Source organism: Aequorivita marisscotiae (assembly GCF_029814825.1).
In the GTDB taxonomy this organism is placed as follows: domain Bacteria; phylum Bacteroidota; class Bacteroidia; order Flavobacteriales; family Flavobacteriaceae; genus Aequorivita; species Aequorivita marisscotiae.
The window spans coordinates 2348981-2365252 of the sequence record NZ_CP122379.1 but is presented as its reverse complement, the minus strand read 5'-3'; the positions used below and the strand labels follow the sequence as shown (position 1 = coordinate 2365252).

Genomic DNA, 16272 nt, shown 5'->3' with positions numbered 1-16272 from the left:
TTATTTTGGCAGTCGTTTTATTTGTTCTTTGATAATATTTCTTTTGTAGTTGGTCTTTTAAATGGGTTGCTCAAAAATCTGTTAGCCATTTGATTCAGAAGTTTGTGTTCACTTCGTATCATAAAATGTGTTGCACCTGGCATTATAAATAATTGTGCTTTCGGAATGTTTTGATATATTTCAAGAATATGCTCAAGTTTAATAACGTCTTCATCTCCAGCTATGACTAATACAGGAGATTTAATTTTCAAAAGTTCCTCGGTTTTAATATTAGGAAACTTATCTATTAAATTCAATAATTCTCTATTTCTAATAGTTTCTTTTGAGTTATCTCCTTGTTTTAGCTTTAATTCCGCCTCTTCTAAGTCTTTAGTAACATTGTCTATATCCCATTGATGAACTGCTGAATTATCAGATCTCAAATTTGGAGCAATTGCTACAAGTTTTTTGACTTTCGATGGATACTTGATTACTAGTTGTAAACCAATAATACCCCCATCGCTTTGACCAATAATATAAAGGGAGTCTAATTTGAGATAATTTAAAAAAGAATTATAATCTTCAGTCATTAATTTATATGTCAATTTTTCTTTTCCATTTTCTGATTTCCCTTGAAACCTACTATCTGCAACTATCACGTAATAATCATTTTTAAAATATTCTATTTGGCATCGACCACTTTTAATAGAACCTCCGTTTCCGTGGATTATTAATAAAGGTTGTTTCGTTGAATTTCCGTAAGTTTCATAATACATTTTGATTCCATTAACTAGGGCATATTTTCCTGAAGCAGGATTATTTCCATAGTCAATTGTAGTATCACATTCAGATTGTCCAAAACCAAATGTGCAAGTAATTATTAAGATTAAAGTAATTTTATGTGTTTTCATAATATTTTCTAGTTGTATTAGCTCTTCTTTTGTTACTCCTGTAAGTACTTTTTGCTAAGTAAATGGTGTATGATCGATGATGTAAAAAAACTCTTCATTGGAATTATCGATTGTTTTCAATGCGCCAAGGCGGATTGAGCCGGTTTTCACCGCCATAAAATAATATGAGTTGATTTCCATCAACATCTTTGAGTCTTGCTTCTTTCCATAACCATTTTTGAAGCGTTGGTTTTTGGTCAAATTTAATTCCCATCTTTTTTAATTTTTCAACTTGTTCTTCAAGATCTTCGCATTCGAAATACACATAAATCCCCTCTCCTTTTGGTAGGTTTACAGTTTTATGTATTGAAAATGTAGATGTTCCGTTTGGACATTCAAACCTTGCATAATGTGGTAACGATTTAACTATTAATTTCAATCCTAATTTTTCATAGAATGAAATTGATTTTGTCAAGTCCAACGATGGAATGGTAATTTGATTTAGGTTCATATTATTATAACAGCTTTTTTTTGGTGTTAGACATATCAGGTTTAAAAAAATGTGATAAATGGATTAGCTTTTGGCTAGTTTTTTCTTTTCAGTATTTTAATAATTCTTTTGTTGATGATTTCTGATACATTCCATAAGTATAGTTTAGGGTCGGTAGTACTGTAGAATGCAACCATTACAGCATCCAGATCTGAGTCATAACTTGCAAAACTTTGGTACCCCGGAACCCAACCTGCGTGTTCATATTTGTAAATAGAAGAATATATCTCCTGTTCTCCATCCTTAAACAGTGCTCCATCATTTAGAGCCCGTATAAACGTTCCCACATCTGCTGCGGTGGCTACCATTCCGTAATCGTCTGTTTTTAAATCAAAAGGATGTCCCAAGTGATAGCCGCTCATTACTGCATCCATATTCACTTCGTCTAATGAACCAAACGTATTGCTAAGTTTTAAGGGTTTTAGGATTTTTTCTTGAATGTATTGAAAGTTTTTATACCCCAATTCGTCATCCATTATTTTATTGATTAATAGATAATTTGTATTGCAATACTCATAGTCTTCCCCAGGATCAAAATTAGCCGGCTTGTCTAGAATTAATGCAAGGCTTTCTTTATAGGTTGCTGTGGGTGCCTCCCAAAAATTGGGAGTGTCTGTAAAATTAGGGATACCGCTTCTATGCTGTACGAGCATTCGCAGGGTTATCCTATTTGCGTTTTCAATTCTACCTACCAGCTCCGGTAGATATTCAGCAAGTGTTTTGTCTAGTGAAAGCCGTCCTTCGTGCACCAATTTGGTTACCGCCACTGCATCATAGAGTTTACTGATGCTGCCCAGTTTAAAAAGGGCATGAGGATTGGCAGGAATGGAATCTTCTCGGTTGTGCCACCCGGAAGCAAAATACTGCGGTGGTTTTCCGGCCGGGTCTATATATACAACTATTCCCGAAAAGTTATAATCAAGCGCTTCATCTACCTGTTCTTGAACTGTGCTTGGCAGCGGCATTATCCACGCTTTTACCATTATCCAAGGCACGAGCCACAACGAGGCTATGCTTGCTATAATTAATCCTAGTTTCAGCATTTGTTTTGCTTTATAATTTTTCATTAGTTTATTGATTTTAGAAACTAATCCTATATGAAAATTTTTAAGTTAACTTTTTTCAGAGATTTTTAAGAATAGTAAGATGTTAAAATTCAATTACTTATAATCTTGATTCTTAGCCAAATTTACATTTTCCATTTTTTAAACTGCCTATTCTTTACACTGTCAAACTGCCTATGGGGCAAACTAAGCAAATCACTTCCAAATTAGGATTCGGCTCTTAGCCCTAAATATTTTTAGGATGTTAGCCGTAGTAAATTAGCTTATCATTCAGTTACCTTTAATATTATTTTTCCTTTAACCATAGCTTTTTCAACCAACTTGTGAGCTTCGGATGCTTCATTTAATCTCATGATTTTACCAATTTCCGGTTTGATTTTTCTTTCCGATAACAGTTTGAATAATTTATTTAAATCTTCACGAAACCATTTGGGGTGTTTCTTTCGTATTGAAGTTATAACGTAAAATTTAGCTGAAGGTTTGCTAGGAAGTAAATTCCATAAATGAATTTTCATAAAGTCTATAATTACATTGCCACCGTTTCCACTTGCCGAGTTTTGAAAACCAAAACCAACCAAAATACCTGTCTTTTTAAGCACACTTAATGAACGAGAAAAGTAATCGCCGCCCATAGGGTCAAAAACAGCATCAATTCCGTTAGCTTCTTTTTCTTTCATCACTTTTACAAAATCTTGTTGTTTGTAATCAATCGGAATTGCCCCCATCCTTTTTACAAAATCGTGCTTATTTTTTGAGGCAGTTCCATACATTTTCAAATCCATAAGTTTGCCCAATTGAATCATTGCAGTACCGACTGCTCCTGCACAAGCGTGAATTAAAATAGTTTGCCCGTCTTTTACTTTAGCAAAGTGATGAAGCATTTGATAAGCGGTTAGATAGGTGAGTATTAAACTGACCACTTCTCCATTATCCAAGTCGTTTGGTACTGGAACGACCGAATTTGCATCAAGACAAATGTATTCTGTATAGGCACCAATGATGGTCAAATCTGCTACTTTTTGTCCGACTGTTAAATTATTGACACCTTCGCCGAGTTCATCAACAATTCCTACCAAGTCATATCCCGGCGAGAATGGTGGTTTTTCTTTTACATCTGGATAAATGCCTCGTCTAACAAGTGTATCCGTAAATGATGCGCTTGTTGTTAATACTTTAATTCTTACTTGGCCCTTTTGTGGCTTAGGCAATTCTTTTTCGGTAATTTCCTGAAGAACTTCAGGGCTTCCAAATTTTGATATTACAATTCTTCTATACTGCATTGGTATCTGTATTATTTATGTCTTTTATCATTATCCACAACATTTTTTATATAAATTGATTGTGGGCAGTTTTAATTTACCATCCAAAAGCAACAATTTTATTACTTTCATTGAACTGCAGGTCAAAGCAAGGGGTTAAATCGACAACTTTCCCATCTTTCGATTTCAAAACAATATCGTAACTCATATCACCATATTCTAAAATATGTTTCAATCGATATCCCATAAACTCTTTCTGCATGTCCTTAATCCACATTTTGAATCTTCGTTCTCTTTCTTTACTAGCGACATGTTCGTTGATAAAATCATCAATGTGCTCCTCATCGGTTAAAATTAGGGCTACAAACTGGTGTATGATTTCAAGTTGTTTATTTGTAACATCGGTATTGGCATGTTTTATACTTTTCATCTTGGGTACAACAGGTGTGTAGTTTTTCTTAAAAAGCAATTGCTCAATTTCCCACGCAACAATCTGAGTGTCGTATCTTAATTCATTGGTCATATATATAATTACCGTGTTTTCTTCCGGCAGTTGTATGAAATCGGCATAGAAAACACCATTTGAACCATTGTGCGCTATAATTTTTGTATTCCTATCGCTATTCATTATTGTCCATCCGTATGAATAGTGTGAATCTCCTGATTCATTTTCTTTTACGTATGGAAAAGTGAGTTGCTCAAATGATTTTTTTGAAATAATTTTATTTGCCTTTAAAGCCATGTACCATTTATACAGATCGGAAGGATTGGAAAGTATTCCGCCGTTTCCTTTTAAATGCCACGATATTTGGTTTGAATCTGCCTGCCATTTTATGAGGTGGGTTCCCCAATCTTCCCCACATTTATAGCCGTGGGCAATTTGTGTTGTATCCCATTTGGGGGAAAGATAACCCGTATGTTTCATGCCCGCTTTTTGAAAAAGATTTTTTTGCAAATAGGTTTCGTAATCTGTTTGCGTAACTTTTTCAATTATCATAGCCAACATACTGTAGCCGACGTTGGAATAGCTAAATTGTTTTCCCGGTTCAAAATCTAATGGTGCATTGTAAACTTCGCTTAAAAACTTCTCTTTTGAGATGGGGACGAAATCCACTCCGTAACCCAGATTCCCTACGATTCCTGATGTGTGTGTCAGTAATTGATGAATCGTAATATTTTGTTTGTCCTTCGGCACATCTTCAAAAAATTTATAAATAGAATCGTTTACCGATAATTTATCTTCTTCCTGCAATTTTAGAATAGCAGTTGCCGTAAACTGTTTTGTCAACGAACCTGTTGTGAAAATGGTTTCTTCCGTTACAGGAAGGTTTTCAGTTTTGTTTCTTTGGCCAACGCCACCGGAGTAAAGTATTTTTCCATCTTTGGCGACCAATATGCTTGCTGAAAGTCCGTTTTTATCACACGCGTCAATATAGGATTCAAGTCTTTTCTCCGAAGGGTTCTCTGTGCAGTTTGAGTTGGTTCTGTATTTACAGGAAACACAAAGAGTTAGGATTATCACAATAATTGAAATATATCTTTTCATAGTCTGTTTATACTGTTTTGTTTTAATTGTGCATAACAACTGGATATTTTATTTTACTAATTTTGAATTTTTTTGATCATTTCTATTGCGTTGGTATTGTTTGGGTTCAATTCTAGCGATTTTTTATAATTGATTAATGCCAGATTGTTGTTGCCATTAAGATAATAAGCTTCACCCATACTATCGTATGCATTGGCTAAGTTTGGAAATTCTGAAATATACAATTTGAAAATTTTAATGGCTTTCTCGATTTGATGTTTCTCAATTAACTTATAACCAAGTTGATTTAATTCATTCTCATTTGAAAAATTATATGTGTTGGGGTCATTTTTTTTTAAACTTTTATAAAGCTCAATACCTTCATTTATATTGTCATAGCATGTTTGCCTGATTGTTAGATAAATGGATTTTTGAGGAATTGAAAAACGACGCCCGTTTGAGATATTTTCGATTGACTCTGCAATTTCATGCAGTTTATGATTTTTATTATTTGTCATTAAGATAATTGATAAATCCTCCTTTACATTGTAATGTATAAAAGATTCGTAATTAAAAGAGGACCCATGATGCTCATGAACCAGCAATTCTTTATTTTCAAAGATTCCCTTTCCTAAAGCGGACTCACTGTCTTTAGCGTAAGCATCAAATAATAGCATTAACGATTCTTTCGAAATTAGCTTCCCTGAATGCAAACTGCTTAACCAATAGTACATATCATTTGCATTAGGATATACCCAGCCGGAGAATTCAATGTCCATTGGTCTATCATTGACCATATCATTGTTAAATGCCGCTACTAATTGAGGGTTCTTTGGAGTGGCGTCCATAATAGCGTCTGACATATTACTGGGGATGAGGATATTTTTTTTGATAAAATCATTAAAACGCATACCTGATACTTTTTCTACAATCCTTCTTTGAAGAAAAACATTGTTATTGCTATAGAGATAATCTGATCCAGGTTCGAAATTCAAATGTTCAATATTCCTTAAATCAGCATATATATCTTCATCATTTTTAATATTACTCCAATTTATTTTTGGCAATCCGCTAGTATATTTTAGTAAATCTCTAATAGTGACCTTAGTGGACCAATCTGGTAACTGTAACTCAAACTTTGAAATGTGATCATCTAAAGTAAGTAACCCTTTCTCTTTTAAAATCATCAAAGCAACTGCGTTGAATTCTTTTCCTATAGACCCAATATTAAATATCGAATTTCGATTTAGTGCTTTGGATTTTGAAGCATCAGAGTATCCAAATTCATTTTGATATATTATTTTATTGTTTTTAGCAACTAGGATATTACCATTAAATACACCCCTATTATAGGATTCACTCATCAATGAATCTATCAAAGTTTCCTTGATAAAAAGATCTTTATTAGTTTTTATAAAATTATTGGTTATTGTATTGCTACTGTTTTTGCAACCCATAAATATGGTTGTTACTATAACAAAAAGGCAAAATTTTGATTTCATTTATTTTGTGTTTAATATTAAGGGTTTAAGAGAATATAGTTTTTTGAATGTTGCAGCCTATATTGATAATGGGGGCATAAATAGTGAGTGAATGTTTCTTCTCAATTTCCCATGGCTATCTTTTTTTCAATCTCTTTTTTATCTATTTTTTTATACATGAAAAATGCAATAATGAGCAAGGGAAACGTCAAGATTATTGGCGCCATGGAAACAGGGTTATTTAAATCTTCTTGTAAAGATTTTAAGCCTGGCAAAAAAGCAATTGAAAAGAAAAAATTGATGAGTCCGTGCGTAATGGCAACGGCGTTAAGTTTATTGGTTTTTAATACCAAAACACCAAAAAAGAATCCAATGAACATAGCAAAGACAACCTGTACCAGTACTTGCCCAATAGTATCGTTCTTGGTTAGATTTAAGAGGTGAAAAGCACCAAAGAAAACCGCTGGCAAAAGAATACTTATAAAGATTCCGTTTTTCCGTAAACCATATTTTTTTAAAAAGAGCGATTGCAATAAACCTCTAAACAGATATTCTTCTGCAAAGCCTACCATAAAGCACCCTATAAGCAATAGCATCAGATTTACGGATGCTATTGCTGAAAAGTTTTGATCTAAAAGACCGAGAATTGCAATTATGATTAAATACACTGGAATTAAATTTAGGTATTTAAATCGCCAAGAAAATTGTCCTGACACCCCTGCAAGTGCTTGAGTCTTTAGCATTCGTATCATGCTATAGCCTATGAGAAAAATCAGTCCCATTTTGAAAATGAGATTTATATACTCTAATTTAAAATCATCCTTAGTGAGTATTCTAAACAAATTTTCCATAGGCATTAGCATGATTAAGGCAATAATTGCAAGAATAACTATGCTTTTTACGTATGGAGATTCACTTTTTATAATAGTTGTCATAGATTCAAAAGTTAATTAAAGGAATAAATTCTTGTTGGATGAATGTTGATTTTGCTTCAAAATCCATGGAGCCATCATTTAAGAGGTATGCAGGATTGAAAAGTATTATTACATATTAGTATTTGTTGATTTTATGTTCAACAAATCTTTTTTAATGGTGCTTTTATCTTCAAATTCTTGCTTTACTTTTTGTTTCCATTTTAATCCAAAAAATGGTCTTATTATATTAACTCTTCTTAGTATAAACTCATATAGATAAAAGCAGGCGAGAAAGGTGAAAAGTGTTATTCCTAAAAATTTTATAATAGGAGGAAGGCTTAATGGTAAGAAGATAAATGCACCCGCATATAACACAAACATATGGATGATATAAACCGGATAAGCAGCTTGACTCAAATAGCTCAACAATGCGCTAGGTTTATTTAGATACTGAAACCCGAAACCAAAAATTCCAAATATCCAGCAATTAGATTCTAAACTTGTGAGATACATATTTGAAATCCCTTCATACTCAGTGAATCTAATGGTATATAAAACAGCCGCTATGCCTATATATAACCATTTCCATTTTAAAACCGTTTGCCAAAAGCTATTACCGCTATACATTAAGAGAAAACCAAAAATGAAAGCAAGAAAACCCATAAAGAATCCGTGCCAAGTTTGGGCATACAATTCAAACAATTGTGGTTTAACAAAAACTACTTCCAACATAAAAAAGACTGAGATAGATACAGGCCCCATAGCGTAACTCATGATTTTTGAAATTGCTTTTCTAAATTTTCCATTTTTATATTTTTTCAAATAGAAAAACAAAGGGGATAACAGAAGCACATAGATAAATATATTTCCCAGAAACCATAAGTGGCTGCTACCGGGATAATAACTTAAAGGCATATTATAAAATTTTTGAAAAATGAACATCTGTAAGGGCGTAATTGCAACGAAACCAAATAGAAAAGGTAAAAGAATGCGCTTTGTTCTTTCTGTTATCAGCTTCTTCCAGCTTCTCTTTTTCATTGCAAAATACACGCCCATTCCAGAAACATAAAACAAGAGTGGAATTCGCCAAACATTCAGCATCGTCATAGGAGTCCACAAGCTCTCTACCGAATTGTCACTTTTAATAAAGCCTATAAACAAAGCCCAGGGTTGGAATACAATGGCTATATGATAAATAAGCAATAATCCTATGGCAATTACCCGTAACCAATCTATATCATATCTTCTATCTGTTGTCATTTTAGCAGTGTTTTATTAATTACTCTAGCATCATTGCAACTACAGGACGTGCTTTTTTAAGTTCGTTCAGGTCAAGTTTAAAGCCCATTGGTTTTAATTGCTGTATGATCATTTCGTAAACAGGCTGCATCTCCGCAAAATTTCCTAATACTGATTCCCGAGGTGTTGCCCCATAGTTATTTTTTATGGTTTTATCCGCTTTGGCATCAAGGAGCATTTGTACAATTTCTATACGGCCAAAGAACGCGGCAGAATGTAAAGCGGTTGCGCCGTCATTGTTTTTTATGGACAAATCTGCTTGGGCGTCAATAAGCGCTTTTGCTATTTCAGGTTTATCAAATGTAGCTGCAGACATTAATGGGGTCGAACCGCTCATCGGCTCTTTTTGATTGATATCCGTCCCTGCTTCAATATGCTGTTTTACCGCTTCAAGATTTCCGGATATTACGGCAGTATTAATATCCATACTTGGTTTGGTGCCTTTTTCTTTTACTTCAGTATTAATAGATGTAGTTGTTTTTTTGTCAGTTTGAGCACATGCACTTGTAAATAATAGAATGAGAAGTAAAAGAGGGAATGTCGTTTTAAAAGTTTTGATTTCTAAAGATTTCATGATTAAAGTTTTTAATGATTTATAATTTGATTTTTGTTGCCACAAAGATGCAACAAGCAGTTAGTTGACTATAAATCATTATGTTGCGATATATGTCAAGTTTGCTGAAGAAGTATAAATTATGACGCAGTAGTATTATTTATGACGCAAGCCCACCAGTTTACACATGAATTTCACCCTATAAACCCAAAGACTTATTGAATTAATTTCTCTACTTTCGTAACAGTAAAACTGCCATGTCTAGCAATTCATTTCAAGGAAAATTCATTGAACAAGCTGAAGCTGTTATTTTAGAGAATCTCTCTAATGAGCAATTTGGGGTTTCAGAATTAGCTGAACAGTTAAATATGAGCCGTTCTAATTTGTTGAGAAAAATTAAAAAACAAACGGACGGTAGTGCAAGTCAGTTTATTCGTCAAATCCGCCTTCAAAAAGGCATGGAACTATTAGAGCAAACCGAGCTTATGGTTTCTGAGATTTCTTATCAGGTAGGCTTCGGAAATAACTCGTATTTCATTAAGTGCTTTCGTGAACACTATGGGTATCCGCCAGGGGAAGTTAGAAGAAAAGCTATTGAAAACAAAGAAGTTTCAGAAGATAATTATATTCCACAAAATAGTTTTTTCAAACAAAACCGTTGGCAACTTGTTGGGGTAACTTCCGCAATTATAATTGTGGTCGCATTTCTGTTTTACTATAAAAATTTCAATAATTCTAACGAAGAAAATACAAACCTTCAAAAATCTATTGCGGTTTTGCCGTTTAAAAATTTGAGTAGTGATTCTACTAACTTATATTTCGTAAACGGGCTAATGGAGTCGTCTCTAAATAACTTACAAAAGATAGAAGATCTGCGGGTGATAAGTAGAACCTCGGTAGAAAAATATAGAAATTCCGATAAAACAATTTCAGAAATAGCTGATGAGCTTAATGTGAATTATGTAGTTGAAGGAAGTGGACAGCGCGTTGGCGACCAAGTATTGTTGAATATTCAATTAATTGAAGTATCAACAGACACCCCAATTTGGGCCGAACAATATAACTATAAAGTTGTAAATGTATTTTCATTACAGAATGCAGTGGCCAAAAAAATAGCTGACGCTATACAAGCAAAGGTTACACCAGCTGAATTAGAGCGAATTGAAAAAAAACCTACCGAAAATGTATTGGCATACGATTATTACCTTAAAGGTATGGAGCAATATAAAACAGAGACTATAGAAGGATTGGAAGAAGCCATTCCTTTATTTGAAAAGGCCATTAAGAATGACCCTGAATTTGCGCTGGCATATTCACAACTGGCTTTTTCCTATTTTTACTTAGATTTAAATAAAACCGAAAAGCAATATACCGAAGTAATTAATAATTATGCAGATAAAGCCTTGCTTTACGATTCAAAATCTGCAGAAAGTCTTATAGCTAAGGCACTTTATTATATAAATAATAAAGAATATCAATTTGCCATACCTCATTTAGAAAAAGCCCTCGAGTATAATCCCAATTCATCATCAGTTGTTAAAATGCTTTCAGAATTATATGCAAATGCCATTCCTAATACGGAAAAGTATCTGAAATATGCATTGAAAGGGATTCAACTTGATATTGCCGCTAACGATTCAGTGAATAAAAGCTACATTTATTTAAACCTTAGCAATGCTTTTATTCAAAATGGATTTACAGATGAAGCGATGAAGTATATAAACTTGGCAATAGATTATAATCCGAAGAATTATCATGCTCCTTTTTTAAAAATATTTATTCAATATGCCGACCATCAAAATATAGATAAAACTACAACCCAATTGGTTAACGAATGGAAAAAAGATACCACGCGATTAGACATTATGCAGGAAGTAGGGAAGTTTTATTATTTTCAAGAGAAGTATGACAGCGCTTACTATTACTATAAAAAGTTTGTAAAAATTAAAGAAGAAAATGGCCTTGATATTTATCCACAAGAAAACCTTAAAATAGGAATTGTTTATGACAAAATGGGGTTAGATGAACAAGCTGCCAAATTTTATAATGCCTTTACAAACTATTGTAAAATTGATCAATCTATCTACCAGCCTGCCAGCTTGGCTTCAATGTATGTACACGAAGAAAAATATGAGCTAGCCCTCGCACAGCTAAAAATATTCGCTTCCAAAAATAATTATCAATATTGGATTCTATTATTTTCAGAAAAGGATCCCTTAATGAAACCTTTAAAAAAATATCCTGAATATGAGGAAGTTATGAATAAAATAAAGAAAAGGTTTTGGGAAAATCAAATCCAATTAAAACAATCCTTAGAGGATAAAGACCTTTTGTAGTTTCTTGTATCGAAATTGATTAATTATCTGTTTTGCCTATACTGGAATCTGGCTAAACCTTCTAATCGGAAAAGCCAAATTAATAAATAAGTAGTTACTGAATACATGGCAAGTAATATAAGACCGTCTAATATATTGCCAGTTTCCCAAACTATAATTTAAAGAAGAAATATACCAGCACTGACCATACCAGTGCTCTTTTTTTTTGAGGCACTACTCAATGCTTACTGTACGACTATCGATGAGCAGATTTAAGCTTCTGTGCTGTATTCCCAACTTGATTGCAAAGAGAGTATTTGGAAAATCAATGAATAATATTAACTTACAGTTAACAACCTGTTTTACAAAACCTTATCTTCTTATCATACATCAATGCGCAGGTTAATATTACACCGTAATTTTGTATCAAATAAACATCCATAGCATAACAAAACCTTATGAAACAAACAATGATGAACATTTTTAATTCCGGTACGTATCCCAAGCAATTGGATATATTGCTTCTTATACTTCGGTTAACGGCAGGTATTTTCATGCTTACCCACGGCATGGGGAAATTTCAAACTTTATTCGGCAGTGAGCCAATACAATTTTTAGACCCTCTTGGCGTAGGAGCCACTGCTTCGCTTGCGCTTACGGTCTTTGCAGAGGTAGCGTGTTCCATTTTACTAATCTTCGGAATGGGAACCCGCTTGGCCGCATTACCATTACTAATTACCATGGGGGTTGCAACCTTTATAATTCACAGCAACGATGGGTTCGCAAAACAGGAATTACCACTACTCTACGCAGTAATCTACATTACGATTATTGTAATGGGCGCTGGCAAGTATTCTATAGATTACTTGTTATCGCGAAAAAAATTAATACAAATAAATAATAATTAAAACTTAAAAAATGGAAAACAAAACAAATTGGTCAGTAGACACCGCACATTCTGAAATTGAATTCAAGGTAAAACACATGATGATTTCAACAGTAACCGGAAGTTTTAGCGATTTTGACGCCTCTATCGAAGCGGCTGATGACAGCTTTAAAAATGCTAAATTCCGCTTTAGCGCAAAAATTGATTCTATCAGCACAAAAAATAAGGATAGAGACACGCATTTAAAGTCGGATGATTTTTTCAATGCCGAAAAATTCCCAAAACTCACTTTTGAATCAAAATCCTTTGACGGTGAGAAAATGGTCGGCGATATGACTATAAGAGACGTAACCAAGGAAATTACACTCGATGTAGATTTCAACGGAATAGCCGTGGATCCATACGGGCAGACCAAAGCTGGTTTTGAAGCTACAGGAACCATTAATCGAAAGGAATTCAATCTAAATTGGAGCGCGGTAACCGAAGCGGGCAGTATCGTAGTGAGCGATAAAGTTAGACTTATTGCCAATCTTCAATTTATCAAGCAGTAAAAATAGAAAAGGCTTTGGTTTAATCAGTTCTTAGGTTTGAAAACCTTAACTTTAAAAGTTACGAAGGGTATATAAACTTTCGCGATGGAAAATTTCCTAAATAACACGAAACGATTAGACCAAAGCCCACTATTTTAAACGAGTTCCAATCCAAAACCAAAACAGTATGCAAAATCAAATTCAATTGCCAAGCCTTCATTATAAAGGAAATGTAGAAAAGAAAACGACCCTGCATATTTTTTTACAGATTATGGGAAAGGTGCGTTTAAAGATGACGCCCCGAAAAAACCACTGGTGGTACATTACGGAATACATTGGAACCACTGGGTTTACCACTGGACCCATTCCCTATAAATCAGGCACTGAACAGTTTGATATTACAATAAATGTTAAGAAACACCAACTGGAAGCTAACACCAGCGAAGGTCATTCGGAACATTTCCCACTTCAAAATTCGCTTACCGTTGCTGCTTTTTATCAAAATCTTATGACATTGCTCCAAAAGGTGAATGTTCCCGTATCTATCGTTGATGTTCCGTTTGATTTGGATATTGACAAATCTTTTGATGAAATCACCGAATACCATCACTATGACGAAGATTACACCCACAAACTATGGAAAACTATGTTGTGGATCAGCAATGTTTTTAAAGAATTCAGCGGACGCTTTTACGGAAAAACCTGTCCGGTCCATCTTTATTGGCACTCTTTAGATTTGGTGGTAACGCGATTCTCCGGAAACGAAGCCCCGCCAATGCCCACTGATGCGAGAATTTCCGATAAAGATGCATACTCGCACGAATGTATAAGTTTTGGTTTTTGGGCAGGCGATGAAAATGTACCCGAACCGGCATTCTATTCCTATACATTCCCTGCACCGGATGGTTTGGAAAAAGAAACCATAAATCCGGCATCGGCACAATGGATTGACAACAATGGCAGCCCCATGGCGCTTCTTAAATACAAGGATTTATTGAACACTGAAAATCCAAGAAAAGAATTACTCAGGTTTTTGGAATCCACATACCGCGCGGGTGCCAAAAAAGCCAACTGGGATATTGAAAAATTCAAGGTTCCAGATCTCAAGGAAATGTAATGTCAAATATAAAATTTTCATTAATTCAAAAACACAGATAATTATGACAAAAATAGAACGGGAAGACAACGGAAAGAAAGGACGCTTTATAATTTATGAAAACGATGCTTTTGCTGGTGAAATGACTTTCACCTGGGCGGGAAAGAATAAATTCATTATCGACCATACAGGCGTAGAGGAAGCGTTTGGCGGAAAAGGCCTTGCCAAGCAACTGGTTATGGCAGGCGTAGATTACGCGCGGACGAACGATTTAAAGATCATTCCACTGTGCCCATATGCAAAGAAAACTTTCGACAGAGATGATAGTCTTTCAGACGTTTTGGCATAACGTGTATTTCTAAAGCAATAAAAAAGAAAATTATGAAAACCATTTATCATAAAGCAGACAGCAGAGGCCACGCCAATCACGGTTGGTTAAATTCCTATCACACCTTTAGTTTTGCGAATTATTACAATCCGGAACGTATGAACTTCGGCGTATTACGCGTTCTGAATGACGATACGGTTTCAGGAAATATGGGGTTTGGCACCCATCCGCATAAAGACATGGAAATTGTTTCCATACCCTTGGAAGGCGATCTGAAGCACAAAGACAATATGGGCAACGAAACCATCATAAAGGCTGGCGACATCCAAGTTATGAGCGCCGGCACCGGAGTGATGCACTCCGAATACAATAACGACCCCGACAAGCCCGTAAAGTTTCTGCAGATTTGGGTAATTCCAAATAAAATGAACGTTACGCCACGCTACGGACAAATAAATGCCGCAGCCAATGCCAAACCGAATGACTTTCAACAGATCGTTTCACCCAATAAGGATGATGATGGAGTTTGGATACATCAAGATGCGTGGTTTCATTTGGCAAAATTTGAAAACGGAATATCAAAGGAATATTCCCTGAAAAAGGAAGGAAACGGCGTATATGTTTTTATTCTTGAGGGAAAGGCAAAAATTGGCGAGCAAATTTTGGAAAGAAGGGACGGTCTCGGTATTAGCAATACCAATTCATTCAAAATTGAAACGCTTGAAAATTCCGAAATACTTATAATGGAAGTTCCGCTACGAATTTGAAGTTGGTAGGAGAGTAAACTTTTTTGTTTTGAATGAATCTTCGGTTTACGAAGCCATTAGAAAAAGAGTAGCCGTATTGGCATCTGTGCGCGACGGCGAATTCCTTTTCTGCAGAAAGGAGATGGCGTATGATGTGCCTTTGGATCTCTAATTATTTTTTGGTTCAATGACTAAAAAAGACAAGCTACAAATTCAAAATTTTACCTAAACCATGAACAAACATATCCTTGCTGCAAAAACCAAAAGTGCATTCCCGTGGCTGCTTATGATTTTAATGTCGTCCGTTACTGCAGATCTGGGTGGCATTGCCTAAACACCTCGAGGAAATGGAACCGCAGTTTACACATGTTGAAGAAAAAGAAATACCAAATTAGACAGATGGCGATCTGCAATTTAAACTCGTAGCCGGCTAAGCCTTCGGAAGAAAATCGTCGGTGCCCGTTTTCAGCAAACTGTTTATGATTGAAATAAAAAGCAAATCGAAACAGACATTAAACATCGGTGAGGAGCTTTATGGCGAATCGGGCCTTTATATTCTGGAAGGCGCTATTGAAAGTGAAGGAAATGTTTATGAACCAAAACAATTATTGTGGCGAAAGATAGCACACTTTGCGAATTTACCATTCAGGAAAACAACACCATTTATATTTTTGGCGGTGAACCTTTTCCCGAGGAACGATTTATAGATTGGAACTTCGTTTCCTCGAGCAAAGAACGCATTGAAGAGGCGAAAGAGAAATGGAAAACCCAATCCTTTCCCAAAATTGAGGGCGACGAAACCGATTTTATTCCATATCCATCATTCCGTAAAAAATAGGGATTTACTATAAATTAAA

16 protein-coding genes and 1 pseudogene are annotated in these 16272 nt (G+C 34.8%); 8 read left to right on the top strand and 9 right to left on the bottom strand.

Annotation, left to right across the window (positions count from 1 at the left end; all coding sequences use genetic code 11):
- Positions 1-17: 17 nt before the first annotated feature.
- The 9 genes from QCQ61_RS10690 to QCQ61_RS10650 all read right to left on the bottom strand — a co-directional run bounded on the left by QCQ61_RS10690 (position 18) and on the right by QCQ61_RS10650 (position 9535).
- Positions 18-890 (bottom strand): alpha/beta fold hydrolase, encoded by an 873-nt coding sequence (locus QCQ61_RS10690; RefSeq protein ID WP_279447643.1) that lies wholly within the window; start codon positions 888-890, stop codon positions 18-20.
- Positions 891-993: 103 nt separating this feature from the next.
- Positions 994-1380 (bottom strand): VOC family protein, encoded by a 387-nt coding sequence (locus QCQ61_RS10685; RefSeq protein WP_279447642.1) that lies wholly within the window; start codon positions 1378-1380, stop codon positions 994-996.
- 74 nt (positions 1381-1454) lie between these two features.
- On the bottom strand, positions 1455-2486 hold the full coding sequence (locus QCQ61_RS10680) for a serine hydrolase domain-containing protein (RefSeq protein WP_279447641.1): 1032 nt from the start codon (positions 2484-2486) through the stop codon (positions 1455-1457).
- Positions 2487-2749: 263 nt separating this feature from the next.
- Positions 2750-3763, bottom strand: coding sequence for a medium chain dehydrogenase/reductase family protein (locus QCQ61_RS10675; protein ID WP_279447640.1), 1014 nt, complete (start codon positions 3761-3763; stop codon positions 2750-2752).
- A gap of 76 nt (positions 3764-3839) precedes the next feature.
- The gene (locus QCQ61_RS10670; RefSeq protein WP_279447639.1) at positions 3840-5288 is read right to left on the bottom strand and encodes a serine hydrolase domain-containing protein; all 1449 of its coding nucleotides are present in this window, start codon (positions 5286-5288) and stop codon (positions 3840-3842) included.
- A 56-nt stretch (positions 5289-5344) separates the two neighbouring features.
- Positions 5345-6769: a serine hydrolase gene (locus tag QCQ61_RS10665; RefSeq protein WP_279447638.1), complete on the bottom strand. Its 1425-nt coding sequence runs from the start codon at positions 6767-6769 to the stop codon at positions 5345-5347.
- 101 nt (positions 6770-6870) lie between these two features.
- Positions 6871-7683 carry a CPBP family intramembrane glutamic endopeptidase gene (locus tag QCQ61_RS10660; protein WP_279447637.1) on the bottom strand — a complete coding sequence of 271 codons (813 nt, stop codon included), beginning with the start codon at positions 7681-7683 and terminating at the stop codon, positions 6871-6873.
- A 108-nt stretch (positions 7684-7791) separates the two neighbouring features.
- Positions 7792-8922, bottom strand: a complete 1131-nt coding sequence (locus QCQ61_RS10655; protein ID WP_279447636.1) for an acyltransferase family protein — start codon at positions 8920-8922, stop codon at positions 7792-7794.
- A gap of 19 nt (positions 8923-8941) precedes the next feature.
- Positions 8942-9535 (bottom strand): ankyrin repeat domain-containing protein, encoded by a 594-nt coding sequence (locus QCQ61_RS10650; protein ID WP_279447635.1) that lies wholly within the window; start codon positions 9533-9535, stop codon positions 8942-8944.
- Between the two features lie 236 nt (positions 9536-9771).
- Between QCQ61_RS10650 and QCQ61_RS10645 the strand changes: the two genes are divergently transcribed.
- From QCQ61_RS10645 to QCQ61_RS10610, 8 genes and pseudogenes are all read left to right on the top strand, one after another.
- Positions 9772-11850 carry a helix-turn-helix domain-containing protein gene (locus tag QCQ61_RS10645; protein WP_279447634.1) on the top strand — a complete coding sequence of 693 codons (2079 nt, stop codon included), beginning with the start codon at positions 9772-9774 and terminating at the stop codon, positions 11848-11850.
- A gap of 437 nt (positions 11851-12287) precedes the next feature.
- Entirely contained in the window at positions 12288-12737 is a 450-nt protein-coding gene (locus tag QCQ61_RS10640; protein ID WP_279447633.1) for a DoxX family protein, read from the top strand.
- Between the two features lie 10 nt (positions 12738-12747).
- On the top strand, positions 12748-13266 hold the full coding sequence (locus QCQ61_RS10635; protein WP_279447632.1) for a YceI family protein: 519 nt from the start codon (positions 12748-12750) through the stop codon (positions 13264-13266).
- 166 nt (positions 13267-13432) lie between these two features.
- Positions 13433-14362 (top strand): DUF5996 family protein, encoded by a 930-nt coding sequence (locus QCQ61_RS10630; protein ID WP_279447631.1) that lies wholly within the window; start codon positions 13433-13435, stop codon positions 14360-14362.
- A 43-nt stretch (positions 14363-14405) separates the two neighbouring features.
- Positions 14406-14690, top strand: coding sequence for a GNAT family N-acetyltransferase (locus tag QCQ61_RS10625; protein WP_279447630.1), 285 nt, complete (start codon positions 14406-14408; stop codon positions 14688-14690).
- Between the two features lie 32 nt (positions 14691-14722).
- Positions 14723-15436, top strand: coding sequence for a pirin family protein (locus tag QCQ61_RS10620; protein WP_279447629.1), 714 nt, complete (start codon positions 14723-14725; stop codon positions 15434-15436).
- A 28-nt stretch (positions 15437-15464) separates the two neighbouring features.
- A complete protein-coding gene (locus tag QCQ61_RS10615) occupies positions 15465-15587 on the top strand; it encodes a hypothetical protein (protein ID WP_279447628.1) in 123 nt (40 codons plus the stop codon).
- 136 nt (positions 15588-15723) lie between these two features.
- Positions 15724-16253 (top strand): annotated as a pseudogene (locus tag QCQ61_RS10610) (pirin family protein); the annotation flags it as partial.
- Positions 16254-16272 lie beyond the last annotated feature (19 nt).

Excerpts from the sequence above, each read along its gene's own strand:
- QCQ61_RS10620 (WP_279447629.1), top strand. The coding sequence starts at position 14,723 with ATGAAAACCATTTATCATAAAGCAGACAGCAGAGGCCACGCCAATCAC.
- QCQ61_RS10680 (WP_279447641.1), bottom strand. The coding sequence starts at position 2,486 with ATGAAAAATTATAAAGCAAAACAAATGCTGAAACTAGGATTAATTATA.
- QCQ61_RS10660 (WP_279447637.1), bottom strand. The coding sequence starts at position 7,683 with ATGACAACTATTATAAAAAGTGAATCTCCATACGTAAAAAGCATAGTT.
- QCQ61_RS10675 (WP_279447640.1), bottom strand. The coding sequence starts at position 3,763 with ATGCAGTATAGAAGAATTGTAATATCAAAATTTGGAAGCCCTGAAGTT.
- QCQ61_RS10685 (WP_279447642.1), bottom strand. The coding sequence starts at position 1,380 with ATGAACCTAAATCAAATTACCATTCCATCGTTGGACTTGACAAAATCA.
- QCQ61_RS10640 (WP_279447633.1), top strand. The coding sequence starts at position 12,288 with ATGAAACAAACAATGATGAACATTTTTAATTCCGGTACGTATCCCAAG.
- QCQ61_RS10635 (WP_279447632.1), top strand. The coding sequence starts at position 12,748 with ATGGAAAACAAAACAAATTGGTCAGTAGACACCGCACATTCTGAAATT.
- QCQ61_RS10625 (WP_279447630.1), top strand. The coding sequence starts at position 14,406 with ATGACAAAAATAGAACGGGAAGACAACGGAAAGAAAGGACGCTTTATA.
- QCQ61_RS10645 (WP_279447634.1), top strand. The coding sequence starts at position 9,772 with ATGTCTAGCAATTCATTTCAAGGAAAATTCATTGAACAAGCTGAAGCT.
- QCQ61_RS10655 (WP_279447636.1), bottom strand. The coding sequence starts at position 8,922 with ATGACAACAGATAGAAGATATGATATAGATTGGTTACGGGTAATTGCC.
- QCQ61_RS10650 (WP_279447635.1), bottom strand. The coding sequence starts at position 9,535 with ATGAAATCTTTAGAAATCAAAACTTTTAAAACGACATTCCCTCTTTTA.
- QCQ61_RS10690 (WP_279447643.1), bottom strand. The coding sequence starts at position 890 with ATGAAAACACATAAAATTACTTTAATCTTAATAATTACTTGCACATTT.
- QCQ61_RS10665 (WP_279447638.1), bottom strand. The coding sequence starts at position 6,769 with ATGAAATCAAAATTTTGCCTTTTTGTTATAGTAACAACCATATTTATG.
- QCQ61_RS10630 (WP_279447631.1), top strand. The coding sequence starts at position 13,433 with ATGCAAAATCAAATTCAATTGCCAAGCCTTCATTATAAAGGAAATGTA.
- QCQ61_RS10670 (WP_279447639.1), bottom strand. The coding sequence starts at position 5,288 with ATGAAAAGATATATTTCAATTATTGTGATAATCCTAACTCTTTGTGTT.